The following is a 13,515-nucleotide window of genomic DNA, read 5'->3' as shown; positions in this document are numbered from 1 at the left end:
CGTCTAGCCCCGACTTCCAAACACCCCTTCATAAAGGCCGCGAATTTTTTTCCTCCAGGAGCGGGCCGCGTCGACAAGTGCCGTTGCTGAAGAAAAATTGAGGGCTGTTGCCATCGTGGGGAGCCAGGGAGCGGTTAATTCAAGACAATCGGTGGGGCTCTCCAATTGGAGCCGGAGTGCGGTTTCCAGACGGCGGAGGAATTGGTACCCTTCCTTCAAGTCATTGGTCTCCTGGGGAGTGAGAAATTGGAGTCCTGAGAGTTTTTCAAGGGCCAGGAGCGTATTGGGCTCCGCCAATTCACTAAAATCCCGTCCATGAAGGAGTTGCAGGCCTTGTGTCAGAAATTCAATATCCACAATACCGCCGTATCCTGTCTTCAAATTCCAGGATGACTCGGTCTCTCTGGCAATCTCTCTTTCCATCCGGGTCCGGAGAGAGGCGATATCCTGGAGGAGGGAAGGGGAGGGGGGAAAGCGGAACGGGATCCCTTTCAGAAAAACGGCGGCCTTGTCACAAAGAAAAGGGTCGCCGGCAACCGGTCTCGCCTTGAGAAGGGCCTGTTTTTCCCAGGTTTTTGACTCTTTTTCGTGGTATTCCAGAAAAGAGGCCAGTGAACCGACAAGGACACCGGCGCTTCCCGAAGGACGGAGGGCGGTGTCGATCTTGTAGGCCCATCCCTGTTCGGTGATGATTGTCAGACAAGAGAGGACCCTCTGAGCGAGTTTTGCAAAATATTCCTGAAGGGACAGGGTTTTGTTGTAGGAATTTTCGTCATAGAGGAATTGGAGGTCCAGGTCCGACCGGTAAGTCAACTCTCTTCCCCCCAGCTTTCCCATGCCGATAATGGCGAGTCCCTCTCCCTTCAGGGGACCATAGCGGGCGGCCATTTCGGCAAGGGCGATCTGATAGGCCTCCTGGAGGATCACCTCGGCCAGTTCTGTATTTCTGACAAGAAAGTTCGTAAAAGAAAGTTTTCCCGATTGGTCTTCCTGAATGATTTCACCGGTCACCTCTTTTTTAAAGAGGCGCAGGCTGTCGAATTTTTCTTCAACAGTCGGTAGCGGCTCCAATTCTGACTGGAGCCTGAGCGTCTGCTCTTCCTTCCAGGAGCGTTGTTTTTTAGGTCCTCTTTCAAAGAGACTGGCGAAATGTTTTTGAACATAGGTCCGTGTTTGTTCGAGGTCTTCCAAGAAAGCCTTGCGGGCCGCTTTTCGTGTTTCCTGGGGGTAACCGAGGAGACGGGCGAGGGCCTCCTGTCCCTCGGCTGATTCCGGAATCTGATGAATTTGCTGGTTCTCTTGCATTTGCAGTCGGTTTTCTATCCGCCGCAGGAAAAGATAGGCCTTTTCCAACTGTTTGGTCTCCCTGGCGGGGATGAGGGAGAGGGCCTTGAGCTGGCGAAGGGCTTGAAGGGTATGGGCTTCCTGGAGTTGCGGGTGGCGGCCGCCAAAGATCAACTGAAAAATCCAGACGAATAGTTCGACTTCCCGGATTCCGCCGCTCCCGAGTTTGACATGAAAAGTGGGAACGACTTTTTTTCTCAAAAGGGCATCACTTTTCTCCTTGATTGTCTTGATCTGGTTCAAGGCGGAGTCTTCGAAGCTTTTCCGCCAGACAAAGGGGTGGGCCATCTTGATGAATTTTTCGGCCAGTGGCTTGTCACCGGCGAGGCATCGTCCCTTGATGAGGGCGATTCTCTCCCATTCCGCCCCCCAGGTTTCGTAATACTCTTCGAGGGCGGGGAGTGAATTGACAAGCGTCCCTTTTTTCCCTTCCGGACGAAGATCCAGATCGACGCGATAGAGGAAAGAATCGGTCTTGTCGCTCAGGAAATGCCGTTCTCTTTCAACCCGCTTCACAAAGTATTCGTGGGTGGAGAGTTCAGAGCCTCGTTCTTCATCGTCACCATAGAGGTAGAGGAGATCAATGTCGGAGCTGAAATTGAGGTCCTGGCCTCCCAGTTTTCCAAGACCGAGGCAACAGAGGGGAATTTTTCGAAGACCCAATTCCCGTTGATGAATGGCTCCCAGCACCTGATGGGCCTTTTCGACAATCGCTTGGGCCAGGTCGGAAAGTTCGTGACCGATTTCTTCTTCAGAAGAGCCGATTTCAAGAGAACGGAGGGCGATCCTTAAAAGCTCGCTGTTTTTATAGAGGAGGAGGTTTGAATGAAAGTCGCCCGTGGGCGAATCGCCCTTGGGTGGCACACCCTTGGGTGAATCACCCTTGGGGACTTGTCGAAGGTCCTCCCGGTGGTCTTCCAGGCCTTTTCTTTTGGTGAGGAAGGGGGAGGAACCGAGGGAATCGTAGAGAAGGGGGTGATTGCCGAGGAATTGGGAAAGCCATGCCGAATTCCCAAAGAGGGAAAGGATTTTTGAGCCCGAGGGATGTTTTAAATCAGGCGGATTTCCCCTTTCCTGACGGTAGGCTGTGAACCAGGCCGAAAAAAAGTGCCCTGCCTCCCGTGGGGAAGCGGCTTGATCCAGAAGCTCTTTAGGAAGGGAAGGGATCATCCCTTGTCCAGAAATAAGGGGACCAGAAGGTCGTTCCAAGTGATCCCCTTTTTATTGCCGTTGATCGGCGTGAGTGGGAGAAAGAGTCCCTCCTGGGCCCGCGTCATGGCAACATACAGGAGTCGCATCGATTCCTCCTTTCCCTTCTTCTTTTTTTCTTCTTCCAATCTCTCATATTCAGGGCTCTTTTCAAAGTGATCCTTGAGTCCTTGGGAATCTTCCGAAAGGTGTTTGAAGCCGATCCCTTTTTGCGGATGGAACTGGAAGAGCGGTGAATCGGTCCTCGGTCGGTACGAGAGGTCTGTCATAAAAACTATAGGAAATTCAAGGCCTTTTGAGGCATGAACGGTCATCAGTCGGACGCAGTTGGCGCTCGGGGCGAAGAGTGAGGCCTCCGGGATCCGGGTGCCGGCCTCCCGGAGCGCCTCGACGGTGGTGAGAAATTGTGCCAGGGTGGTGACGCCAAGCGCCTCAAACGACTCTGCCAGGGCGATCAGCCGTTCGAGATTGGCGGTCTCCTGAGCTGTCCGGAAGAGTTTCTCCAAAAATGAGAGTTCACAGAGGTGGAGAAGAAGGGCACTGATGGTTTTGTTTTTGGACCATTGATTGAGCTCTTTGGCAAAGTGATATTTTTTCAGGAGTGTCCCTGCTCTTTGTTCAAGGGTGTGCCACCCAAGGGTGTGCCACCCAAGAAAGATCTCCTCATCGGTCAGGCCGAAGAGGGGGGAGCGCAGGACCCCGACGAGGGAAAGGGTATCATTGGGATTGGCGATCACCTTGAGGAGGTTAACGAGGTCAAGGACCTCTTGGGCCTCGAAAAGAGCCCCTCTGGAAACGGCATGGCAGGGGATCTGGTGCTCCTGGAAGACCTTTTCAAAGAGAGGGATCGCTGTTCGTGTCCGGAAGAGACAGACCATTTCCCGGAAATCTCTTTTTTCTTGACGGAGTTCGATGATTTTTGAGGCGATGGCTCCTGCCTCCTGAAGCCGTCTTTCGGAGGCGCTTTGGACCTCTATCAGCGGGAGCGTCTGGATCCCCAGTCCCTCCTTCTCGCTTCGGGGGAGCATCGGTTGAAAATCTTCCGGGGGAAGGACTTTTTCAAAAAAGCGGTTGATCGGTTCGATCAAGGCGGGTGAAGAGCGGAAATTATCACGGAGGTAGAGTATTTTTCCCTCCCCATTTTTGATTTGTCGGATCTTCTCTTTGAAGAGACTGAGATCGGCACCGCGGAACTGATAGATTGACTGTTTAGGATCGCCGACGGCAAAGAGGAGATTCTTGCCGGACTGGTGCAGGAGATCGAGAAGTCGCGTCTGGATCGGGCTGGTATCCTGGAATTCATCCACCAGGATGAAGCGGAACCGGTTCTGGAGTTTTTCCCTTTCTGGAACGTTGGTTTCCAGCAGATGGATTATTTTTTCCTCCAGGTCGTCAAAATCGGAAAGCCCTTTCCCTTTTTTCTCTAATTGGTAGCGGTGATGGATTTTTTCGAAGAGTTCGAAAAAGGGAACGATGAGCGGGTCTTCCCGGAGATCTTCTTTTTTTTGGGACCACCAGTGTCGCAGGTTGTAGGACTCGTCAAAGGCGGTGAGGAGGAGGTTGTGGGTTCGATGAAAACCGAATTCGGCGATCATCCGGATGGTCGACGGTTCTTCCTCTTCGAGGAGGGTGAGGAGACCGTCATGAATCAGTTGTGCCTGAACGGCCGTGGTCAGGTGTTCATCCATGATTTTGATCTCTTCTTTTTCCTTCAGGAGATCGGCGCAGAAGCCGTGAAAGGTGTTGATAACGGTCTGGTCCAGAGTTCCCGGTGCCAACCCCAGTTTTTTCTGGATCCTGTTTTTTAGTTCCTTGGCCGCTTTTTCGGTGAAGGTGATTGCCAGGATATTCTGCGGCTCCACTTGCCCCAAAAGGGCCGCGTATTTTTCTACCAGGACGGAGGTCTTGCCGGAACCGGCGGAGGCGATCAGGATGACGTTAGTGTCGCTGACTGAAATGGCTGTTTCCTGGTCTAGAGTCAAAGGCATATTTTTTTACGTCCCGCACCGACAGATATCCCGGAACTCACAAAATTCTTCACACTCCTCGGCCTGCTGGGGGAAATCTCCCTTTTTCATCCCGGCGACGATCTTGGAGACCGTCTTGGCTGTTTTGATGAGGATCCCCTCCCACTCCTGTTCGGAAACAGCCGCCTGTGAACGGGAGTCGAGGCAGTGGTATTTTTCAGAATCCTCTATTTTGACAAAGCCCTCTTTGCGTGTCAGGTCGTGAAGCCTGCAGAGAACACCGCCGATCGGTTGGTGATCCTTCAGGAGCAGTGAGGAGACGGCGGCAACATAGAGTGGGAGCTGCAATGCCCGCCCTGCCTCGAACTCTCGCAGGGAAACCGTCTTTGAACCTGTCTTGTAATCCAGTACCAGAAACCGTTTTTTCTCCAGATCGATGTCGATCCGATCGACTACACCGGTCAGTGGAACAGCGCCGCCCTCCGTCGGGAAGAGATACGGTTCCTTTTGGCCAAAACGCCATTCAAAATGGTTCGGGATCAGTCTCTGATTTCCCTCCTGCAACCGGACGAGTTCTTCCTTGAAGAAAGTTTCGATGGCCCTCAGAATCCTCCTTTTTCGGTGTTCCCAGAGTTGGGAACGACGGAGCCCCAGCTCCTTTTCCTGACGGTTCAATTCCTCGCAAACCAGCTTGATTCCACGGACCGCAAGATCATCGTTTTTCTCTTGAGAGGTTCCTTTCATTTCCGGTCCCATTTTTGAAAAGAGGACTTCCAGCAGGTGATGGATCAGCTTTCCCTGAACCCCCGGGTCCAATTCCGGTGTTCGCTCCTTGACCGGCTTTAATTTCAGCAGATATTTGGCGAAATGTTGAAAGGGGGAATTCTGGTAACTCTCCAGTTCAGTAGCGGAGAAATGGTGCTGGTCCAGCTCTCCCTTGAGAAGGGCCAGGGCCTTTGGAGAACGGAGGTTTGGACCGGGATGAAATGGGATTTTGGTCAGGTCGGGGGATTCCAGATGGGATTCAAATTCACTTTCCTTGGGTGAACCACCCTCGAGCCACGGTGACTTCTCCACCTCGCGCCCCAGGGAGTCCATCAGGGGGTAGGAGCCATAAAACTCCCTGTTGGACTGGAGCAGTTCTTGAAACCAGGGGGGTGAAGTCTTTTCCTTGTCTTTGGGGTAGGGGGGGGTGGTGAGGGAGGGAAAAAGAATGACTTCAATCTCTTCAGGGACTGGTTGACCAAAGGTGAGGGAGCTCAAATCCTCAACCGCTTCCTGCCGGTTCCCCTTCAGGATCGCTGGGAGCCACCGATGGGGAGGGAGATTCCTTTCTTCTCCATCCGGCAGGATAATACCGATTTTACGGCCGGGCCTTTCTTTTTTAAGTTTACGGCAAAGGGTCAAAATCCCCCGGTATTCCAGAAAGGGGGTGGGGTAGGCGGTCAGTTTTAGAGGCATTTTGACTCCTCTTACAACGCGGGTCAGGAGGCATGCAAGACCAGATTAAAGTTAGCCCCGTTTTTTTCTTTTTACAAACAATGGCCCGACGAGAATCCCAAACAAAAACCCGCCAATATGGGCAAAAAAGGCGATCCCCCCTGAAGAGGCCGCTCCAGCCTCCAACTGTTGGAGAGAGAGCAATCCTTCCAATAATTGGAGGACAAACCAGAAACCGAGGACCAGCCACGCCGGGAGGATCATTCGTCTTAAGAAAATGAAGATCGGGACAAGGACGGTGACGTGTGACTTTGGGAAAAGCCGGAGGTAGATCCCCAGAATTCCGGCGATCGCCCCGCTGGCACCGATCAGGGGAAGGCTGGAGCCGGGGTCAAAGGCGACCTGAGCAAGGAAAGAAATGATGCCGGAGGCGAGGTAAAAATTGAGGAAGGAATGGCGTCCCATTTTTTCCTCGACGTTGTCTCCAAAGACCCAGAGGTAGAGCATGTTGGCGATAAGGTGGAGCCACCCGCCATGAAGAAAGAGCCCGGTGATCAACCCCAGAGGCCGAAAATGGCCCGGGACGAGGGCAAAGGTTTTAAAAAAGTCTTTCAGTTGAGCGGCCGGAAGGGTGACCTCATAGAAAAAAACAGCGACATTCATCAGAATCAGGGCCACAGTGACCCAGGGAAACGTTCGGGTGGCATACCCCTTTCTCTTTTGGGAACTTCGGTAGGGGATCATTGAGGCAAGGAAATAGCGAGGCGGTCAAACTCTTTCAAGACCTTCCTCATTGCTAGCGGACGCAAGTAGGTGATCGGCTCCACAAAGCAGGGGAGCCAGCACCCTTCGCACCGGTCGTGGTCATTTTGTTTTTCTTGGTACAGGGCTGTTTGTAACAAGGTCTCAAAACTTTCCTTTTTAAGATTACCGATCGGGTGACGGTCGCAAAGGGAGATATCCCCGTTGTGATCCAGAAAAACCTTGGCGGTCTTGAGCGGCCAGGTGATGAACGGGCAAAATTTAGGCGTTTTCTTTTGGGCATAGAGGGCGATCCCCTTGATGAACCCCCTGTTCTGACGGATGTGCGACTCGTTGATAATCTTGACCAGTGTTTCATAAAGCTCGCGGCTATAGGTCAGGGTGGGGGAATCGGAAACCGGTTTATAATAGTAGAATTGATTAACGCAGGAGATCCGGTGTTCCCAGCCTAGTTTCTTGGAGAACCGGACAATCTCCATGACCTGCGAAAGATTGGTGTCACTGATGACGGTGTTCATGACCAGAGGGGCTTTTGACCCGAGCTCCTTTTTACGGGCGGTGACCCATTTCAAGTTTTCAGTAACGATCTCCGAGACATTTCTGGCCCCGCGCTGTTTGTCAGCCACTTCTCCGAAGCCATCGAAGGAACAACCGATGTTGACATTGTATTTCAGACAGGCGTCCATCGTGCGACGGAACCGGTCATTTCGGCCATAAAAGTTGGAGACGATCCCCATCCGGAACGGAAACAGTTTCGACGAGTACTCAATGATATCTGGAAGTTCCGGGGCGATGGTTGGTTCCCCGCCGGAAAAGGTGATTGTTGGGATCGTATAATTTTTTAATTGGTCCTGGTAATACCTGAAATCCTCCAGCGTGATGCTGGGTCCGCCATTGACATCCAGTTCAGCGTTGCACATCGGACACTGCTGATTGCAGAGGCGGGTGGTGTAGAGGTTGAGGTTGAAGATGACCGGTTTCCCGAGGACCAGACGTGAAGCGATCCTCGCTCCCATCGACCATTGACGCCATCTGGATGAAATTTCTGTTTTCACGAGGAGAAAAGACTACTGTGTTCCTTGACTAAGTCAACTTTTTCTTTTACTCACCACCGATCATGAAACGTTGGCGACTTCTTCGGTATCTCCTGCCTCTGATAGGACTGGCCGTTCTCGCTGTGGTTGTCTGGAAAAGTGGCCCAGAGGTCTTGTGGAACCAGTTGATCAATTTTAACTGGCGTTTCATCCCGGTCCTTTCCCTGAGCCTGGTCAATTATTTTCTTTTTGCGACCGCCTGGTCCTTGTGTCTGGGTCCCCAGGGTGATTCACCCAAGGGTGGTTCACCCAAGCAGAAAAACCCTTCTTTCTGGAGGCTCCTGAAAGTCAAGATGATCGGGGAGGCGGTGAATGCCACGACCCCGCTCAACTTTGCCGCCGGTGACCCTCTGCGGGTTTACCTCCTGAGAGGGGATATCCCCTGGCAGGGAGGGACCCGTTCCATTGTTGTCGATCGGTCTCTCTACACCTTGGCGGTCATCTCTTTCATCGCGATCGGCTTTGGCCTCTTTTTCTCTTACTGGGTTCTTCCGGTCCGTATGGTCTTTCAACTGGCGGGAGGGTTGGCCGTCCTTTTTGTCGCCATCCTCTCCCTCTTTCTCGTTCAAAGAAGAGGCCTGTTCGAGGTCCTCCTGAAGATTGGTGATCGTATTCAAGCCACCAGGAGAATTTCCCCCGAAAAAAGAAAGGAACTCCTGGAGGTGGACCACCTGATCCGGCAGGCCTATCGTGAAGGGGGATGGAGGGTTGCCGCCGCCTTTGGTTGTCATTTCATGACCCGTTGTGTGATGGTTGCAGAAACGGCGTTGATCCTCTATTTCTTGGGATTACCGCTTCCAGTAACGGCCTTGTGGGGGCTGACCGCCATGGTGCCGCTCTGTAATTTCGTCTTCAGTTTTATACCGGGGAGCCTTGGGATTCTTGAAGGGGTCAACGGGCTCGTTTTTTACTTCATGAAACTTAACCCGGCGATTGGTGTTTCTCTGCAGATTATCCGTCATCTCCGTTCCGGTTTTTTTGTCACCACCGGCTGGCTTCTTTTGTCCTTCTACCGGGCACGGAACAAGGCGAGTTCTCTTTCCACTGTTTGAATCTCTGAAGGGGTATCGACTTCCCACCAACGGTGCCCGCTGGCATCGTGAACAAGCGGATTTTCACCCCACAGGATCAGTGTCTCCAGCACCTCCTCCACAACCGCCTTTGTCCCTTTCCTTTGAAAGGTGGCCTCAACGGCCCGTTCGTAGAGCCCACGCCTCTTTTTGGTACAGGAGGTCATGCCGATATAACCGCCGTCATAAGTAGGGAGCTTCTTGCTGATCGCCAAAAGTCGTTTTTGAGAATCATGACGGATCTTCATGTCGTCACCGGAGAGTTGACGGTCAAAATCACAGGCCGCTGAAATCTCTTTGGCGTTTTTCAGAAAGCTGTGGAAAAGGGATGGGGGGTAAATGTGATCGGCATTGGCAATAAAAAAATCCCCCTCCAGAAAAGGGAGGGCGCAAACAAGGGTCAGCAGGTTCCCTTTTTTGTACTCTCGGTTTTGGAGGAGGCGGTAGGGTGTGCCACCCAAGGGTGTGCCACCGGCTCTTTTTTCCAAAACGGCCGCCAATTTATAAAACTGATACCCCCCAACAACGATGATCTCCTCCAGAGAGGCTTCATCACAAAGGGTCAGGATGTACTCGATAAGGGGTTTTTCCAGAACCGGGACAAGCGCCTTCGGTCGTGATCGAGTGAGTAACCCGAGCCGGCTCCCCTGTCCCGCAGCCAGGATGACCCCCTTCACAGGGGGACTTCCCCCAAAATCCCCTTTAACTCGGAGAGCTCTTCAATGGTTTGGAATTGGGGAAAGTTTTTCTGAAAATCAGAAGCCTTGAAGGTTCCGGTCTTGCCGATGAAATCAACCTGGTGGTGGGCCGCCCTTTCGGCATCCTTGAGGGAATCGCCGATGAACAGAATACCATCGGAAGAGGTCTTGAGATATTTCTGGATATGCTCAAAGTGCTCCTTCCCCTTTGAAAAGTTGGGGCGCCAACCCAGGACAAGGTCAAACCGGATCCCTTTTTTGCTCAAAAATTCCTCGACCAGTTCCTGATGGTTGCTGGAGGAGATGGCGACCCTCATCCCCTTTTCACGGAGGTAGGAAAGGGTTTCCGGGACCTGATCAAAGAGATTTTTGCTAAAATACTCCTTCTTTTTTTCCTCTTCAAAGGCCCTGGCGGTCTCCCCGTTTCGTGGGTCCCCGGGGAAAACCATTTCTAACTGATCCAAAAAAGGGAGACCTGAAGTTCGGATATAGGCCTCTTTCCCCTCGTCGAGAGAAAGACCATAGGTTCCGCTGATGAGTCGTCCTGCGAGCTCCGCAAAGTCACCCATGGAGTCCACAAGGGTCCCGTCAAAATCAAAGACGCAAACTGTTTTTTTGGTCTTCATCTCTTTTGCCTAATCGGGTTCTGTCAGGGCGGAAGGGGTAAGATTTTTCGCCAATTTTCTTTTGAGGTTGAAATAGGCCATCAGGCACCATCCCGCAGTCGTTCCCAGGGCTGTGGCATAGAGGATCATCTGGGGGTAACCGACAGCGGCGAGCAGAAAGAAGAGAAGGGCGAAGGAGTCCTTTTTCAGAAAGTAACGTCCGTATTTGACAAGCAGGGGAAGAACCCCTTTTCCTTCTGTGATTTTTGAGACAAATTCCTTGTCGTAGGTGACAAAGCTCCCCGAATTGGTGTTTCTTTTGAGAAAAATGAGCATGATTGCGAGGAGAACGAGAAAACTGAAGAGCCCCAATTCCCCAGCCCTCAGAACCCAGAGGTTATGGGTGGTCTGGTAGAGACCGGTGGTCAGGCCGATCAGAAAGAGAAAAAGAGTCAGGTTGTCGCTCAAGGTATCGAGCCATTGACCGAAGGGAGTCCCTGTTTTGTTCAGTTTGGCGACCTCCCCATCGACACCGTCCAGGATTGAAGCCGCCTGAAAGAGAAAGGCGGCCCAAAAAATGGAAGAACCGGTTCCCTGGACGGCCAGAAGGCCGGAGCCGATCCCGACAACCATATTAAAATAGGTGATGTTGTTTGGCTTAAATCCCCTTCGCGCCAAAATGAGGCTGATCGGCAGTGAGATCCGTTTGTTCAGGTGACGGGCTACCAATCCTGTAGTGGCCTGCACAATCCGGAAACAGCCCTCGGCCTCAGCCGGGGAGGGTCTTAAATATTTCAGATGAAAATAGGGCAACATCATCGACAGGCAGAAAAGCTAACAGGCCTTTTTCTCAAAGTAAAGGGGCGATTCTAGATCTCCTGGACCTTAGCCATCTCCCGGCGGACAAGGTGTTCCACCTCGGAGGTAGTTTTACAGGCGAGGGCCTTCTCAACGAGGTCGCTTCCCTGTTTGAAAGTCACCTGGCGGAGGATTTTTTTGACGCGTGGGATGGAGAGGGGATTCATGGAAAGTTCGGTAAAACCGAGACCCAAAAGGATCAAAAGATACAACGGCTCGCCTGCCATCTCTCCGCAGACCGAGACCTCAATCTTTTTTTCACGCCCGGCCTCAACCACCTGTTTGAGAAGACGCAAGATGGCGGGATGAAGTGGTTCATAAAGGTAGGCGACATGCTCGTTCACCCGGTCGATAGCGAGGCTGTACTGGATCAGGTCGTTGGTTCCGATGCTGAGGAAATCAACCTCTCCGGCGATAGCGTCGGCCATCATGGCGGCCGAGGGGACCTCAATCATCGTTCCCAACCGGATGTCGGGATCATAGCGGACCCCTTTTCGATCGAGATCCTCCCGGACATCAGCCAGGATCTTTTTGACCTGGCGGATCTCTTCCACACTGGAGATCATCGGGAGGAGGATCTTCAGTTTGCCATAAATAGAAGCTCGAAGCATCGCACGGAGTTGTGTCCTGAAGAGTTCCTTTTCCCGGAGGCAGAGACGGATCGCCCTGAAACCGAGGGCCGGGTTTAGTCCTTCCATATATTCCGAGTCAGGCAGAATCTTGTCCCCTCCGATGTCCAGGGTCCGGATCGTTGCCGGATGGGGGGCAATTTTCTGGAGGACCTTTTTGTAACTTTCAAAATGTTCCTCTTCGGAAGGGAGACGTTTATTGCGGAGATAGAGGACCTCTGTCCGGTAGAGCCCGATCCCTTCGGCGCCATATTTCTTGATGGTAGGGATCTCTTCCAGGAGTTCCATGTTGGCCGCCAGACGGAGGGTAAAATTATCCTTGGTGACTGCCGGCAGGTGGGCCCCTTTCAGGAGAAGGGTGTCCATGAGTCCCTGTTTTTTCTTGATCTCCTGGTATCTTTTTTTGTCACTGGTGGAGGGGTTGATAATCACGATCCCCTCACTTCCGTCAAGAAGGAGCGAATTTCCTTCGGCAACGGTACGAGTGGCCTCCACAACCCCGACGACCGCAGGGATCTCAAGGGCCTTGGCAAAGATTGCGGTGTGGGATGTTTTGCCGCCAACCTCCGTGATGAATCCCTGAATCGTCCCCTTGACGATCTGGGCGGTATCCGCGGGGGAGAGGTCGTGAACGACAAGGATGGTATTTTTCTTGAACCGAAGGGTGACTTCTTCTTCACCAAGGAGGTTTTTAAAAATCAGATTGCCGACATGTTCCACATCGGCCCGCCGTTCCTTAAAAAATTCCGAAGGGCTTTCGAGGAAGGCGGCCTTGACACCGGCTAAGGTTTTATCCAGGGCCCATTCGGCATTGATCTTCTCCTGCCGGATCGTGTTGACGGTAGAGGAATAGAGCATTTCATCCTTGGCGATCATCTGGTAGGAGTCGAGGATCCGGATCTCGTCACCCACCTGAAATTTACAAAGTTTGTCGCGGATTTTCAAAAGCTGATGACGGACCTTTTCTATCGCCTTCTTGAAACGAGCTGCCTCCGAGCCGATTTCCCGGTCAGCAATCCAGTATTTTGGGAAAGAAATCGGGCCGGTATCAAACAGATGGACCTTGCCAACCGCAATACCGGGAGAGACACCGAGTCCTTTTAAGGTTTTTATCTTTTTTTTCTTCACTTTTCACCAAACTTGTTTTCGATGAGTTGTCCCAGTTCCTGGAGCGCCTCCTGGGCATCCTCTCCGGTGGTGATGACGCTTATTTCAGAGCCGCGGCCGGCGGCCAGCATCAGGACCCCCATAATGCTCTTGCCATTGACCTCCTGGTTTCCGCGACGGACGAGTACCTCGGATTTGTAACGTCCGGCAATTTTTACAAACAGGGCCGCCGCCCTGGCATGAAGACCGAGATCATTAGTGATCTTGTAGGTCTTTCTAGCCTGATCGCGATAGACCGGACCCTTGTCCCTTGGGTGACTCACCCCTGGGTGGATCACCCTTGAGGACCTGTCTTGCCAAGGTGATGTTTTTTTTGCCATATTCTCTGATGAAACGGGCCACTTCTTTCAGCGGCCTGTTTTCCCGATAATGGGCGAGTTTGATCAGCATCGGGAGATTGACCCCGGTGACCACCTCCACCTTTACTTCTTTCAGAAAGGAGAGACAGAGATTGCAGGGAGTCCCTCCGAACAGATCGGAGAGGAGAAGAACCCCTTGAGGGGAATGACAGGAAGCGATCGCCTCCCGGATCTTGCTTTTCATCGTAGGGACTGATTCGTGATGTTCCAGGGCGACGCCAAGAAACGGGAGTTTCTCTTTCACGATCGATTCGGCGGCCCGGATCATTTCCGTCCCGATGTTGCCATGAGTCACGACAACGGCTCCTATCAT

General features: G+C 52.4%; 12 protein-coding genes. 1 reads left to right on the top strand and 11 read right to left on the bottom strand.

What is annotated here, in order from left to right; genetic code table 11:
• Positions 1–3: 3 nt before the first annotated feature.
• Genes HYS22_02905 through HYS22_02885 form a run of 5 tightly spaced genes read right to left on the bottom strand, consistent with a single transcriptional unit; the run spans position 4 to position 7,777 of the window.
• On the bottom strand, positions 4–2,514 hold the full coding sequence (locus HYS22_02905; protein MBI1909102.1) for a hypothetical protein: 2,511 nt from the start codon (positions 2,512–2,514) through the stop codon (positions 4–6).
• On the bottom strand, positions 2,511–4,541 hold the full coding sequence (locus tag HYS22_02900; GenBank protein MBI1909101.1) for a UvrD-helicase domain-containing protein: 2,031 nt from the start codon (positions 4,539–4,541) through the stop codon (positions 2,511–2,513). The genes HYS22_02905 and HYS22_02900 overlap by 4 nt, the downstream gene beginning before the upstream one ends.
• A gap of 6 nt (positions 4,542–4,547) precedes the next feature.
• Positions 4,548–5,981, bottom strand: a complete 1,434-nt coding sequence (locus tag HYS22_02895) for a PD-(D/E)XK nuclease family protein (GenBank protein ID MBI1909100.1) — start codon at positions 5,979–5,981, stop codon at positions 4,548–4,550.
• 51 nt (positions 5,982–6,032) lie between these two features.
• Positions 6,033–6,704, bottom strand: coding sequence for a rhomboid family intramembrane serine protease (locus HYS22_02890; protein MBI1909099.1), 672 nt, complete (start codon positions 6,702–6,704; stop codon positions 6,033–6,035).
• The gene (locus HYS22_02885; GenBank protein MBI1909098.1) at positions 6,701–7,777 is read right to left on the bottom strand and encodes a radical SAM protein; all 1,077 of its coding nucleotides are present in this window, start codon (positions 7,775–7,777) and stop codon (positions 6,701–6,703) included. Before HYS22_02885 ends, HYS22_02890 begins: the two co-directional genes overlap by 4 nt.
• A gap of 62 nt (positions 7,778–7,839) precedes the next feature.
• On the opposite strand from HYS22_02885, the gene HYS22_02880 reads away from it, so the two are divergent.
• The gene (locus HYS22_02880) at positions 7,840–8,868 is read left to right on the top strand and encodes a flippase-like domain-containing protein (GenBank protein MBI1909097.1); all 1,029 of its coding nucleotides are present in this window, start codon (positions 7,840–7,842) and stop codon (positions 8,866–8,868) included.
• On the opposite strand, the gene HYS22_02875 is transcribed toward HYS22_02880, so the two are convergent.
• From HYS22_02875 to HYS22_02850, 6 genes are read right to left on the bottom strand one after another with little or no spacing between them, the layout of a single operon-like run.
• Positions 8,826–9,563, bottom strand: a complete 738-nt coding sequence (locus HYS22_02875; protein MBI1909096.1) for an NTP transferase domain-containing protein — start codon at positions 9,561–9,563, stop codon at positions 8,826–8,828. The two genes, HYS22_02880 and HYS22_02875, sit on opposite strands and share 43 nt — an antisense overlap.
• Complete coding sequence (locus tag HYS22_02870; protein ID MBI1909095.1) at positions 9,560–10,210, bottom strand: HAD family hydrolase; 651 nt, start codon at positions 10,208–10,210, stop codon at positions 9,560–9,562. Before HYS22_02870 ends, HYS22_02875 begins: the two co-directional genes overlap by 4 nt.
• A gap of 9 nt (positions 10,211–10,219) precedes the next feature.
• Positions 10,220–11,008, bottom strand: coding sequence for a CDP-alcohol phosphatidyltransferase family protein (locus tag HYS22_02865; protein ID MBI1909094.1), 789 nt, complete (start codon positions 11,006–11,008; stop codon positions 10,220–10,222).
• Between the two features lie 50 nt (positions 11,009–11,058).
• The gene (gene ptsP, locus HYS22_02860; GenBank protein MBI1909093.1) at positions 11,059–12,804 is read right to left on the bottom strand and encodes a phosphoenolpyruvate--protein phosphotransferase; all 1,746 of its coding nucleotides are present in this window, start codon (positions 12,802–12,804) and stop codon (positions 11,059–11,061) included.
• Complete coding sequence (locus tag HYS22_02855) at positions 12,801–13,163, bottom strand: HPr family phosphocarrier protein (protein ID MBI1909092.1); 363 nt, start codon at positions 13,161–13,163, stop codon at positions 12,801–12,803. Before HYS22_02855 ends, ptsP begins: the two co-directional genes overlap by 4 nt.
• Positions 13,060–13,515 carry a PTS sugar transporter subunit IIA gene (locus HYS22_02850; GenBank protein MBI1909091.1) on the bottom strand — a complete coding sequence of 152 codons (456 nt, stop codon included), beginning with the start codon at positions 13,513–13,515 and terminating at the stop codon, positions 13,060–13,062. Before HYS22_02850 ends, HYS22_02855 begins: the two co-directional genes overlap by 104 nt.

It is taken from the genome of Deltaproteobacteria bacterium (assembly GCA_016177765.1).
Classification (GTDB): Bacteria; UBA10199; UBA10199; order JACPAL01; family JACOUP01; genus JACOUP01.
Note: the sequence above shows the minus strand (reverse complement) of the source record. Positions and strands in the feature narration are given on the sequence as shown.

Coding starts and splice junctions, on each gene's coding strand:
- HYS22_02905 (MBI1909102.1), bottom strand. CDS start 2,514: ATGATCCCTTCCCTTCCTAAAGAGCTTCTGGATCAAGCCGCTTCCCCA.
- HYS22_02880 (MBI1909097.1), top strand. CDS start 7,840: ATGAAACGTTGGCGACTTCTTCGGTATCTCCTGCCTCTGATAGGACTG.
- HYS22_02850 (MBI1909091.1), bottom strand. CDS start 13,515: ATGATAGGAGCCGTTGTCGTGACTCATGGCAACATCGGGACGGAAATG.
- HYS22_02890 (MBI1909099.1), bottom strand. CDS start 6,704: ATGATCCCCTACCGAAGTTCCCAAAAGAGAAAGGGGTATGCCACCCGA.
- HYS22_02865 (MBI1909094.1), bottom strand. CDS start 11,008: ATGATGTTGCCCTATTTTCATCTGAAATATTTAAGACCCTCCCCGGCT.
- HYS22_02855 (MBI1909092.1), bottom strand. CDS start 13,163: ATGGCAAAAAAAACATCACCTTGGCAAGACAGGTCCTCAAGGGTGATC.
- HYS22_02900 (MBI1909101.1), bottom strand. CDS start 4,541: ATGCCTTTGACTCTAGACCAGGAAACAGCCATTTCAGTCAGCGACACT.
- HYS22_02870 (MBI1909095.1), bottom strand. CDS start 10,210: ATGAAGACCAAAAAAACAGTTTGCGTCTTTGATTTTGACGGGACCCTT.
- HYS22_02895 (MBI1909100.1), bottom strand. CDS start 5,981: ATGCCTCTAAAACTGACCGCCTACCCCACCCCCTTTCTGGAATACCGG.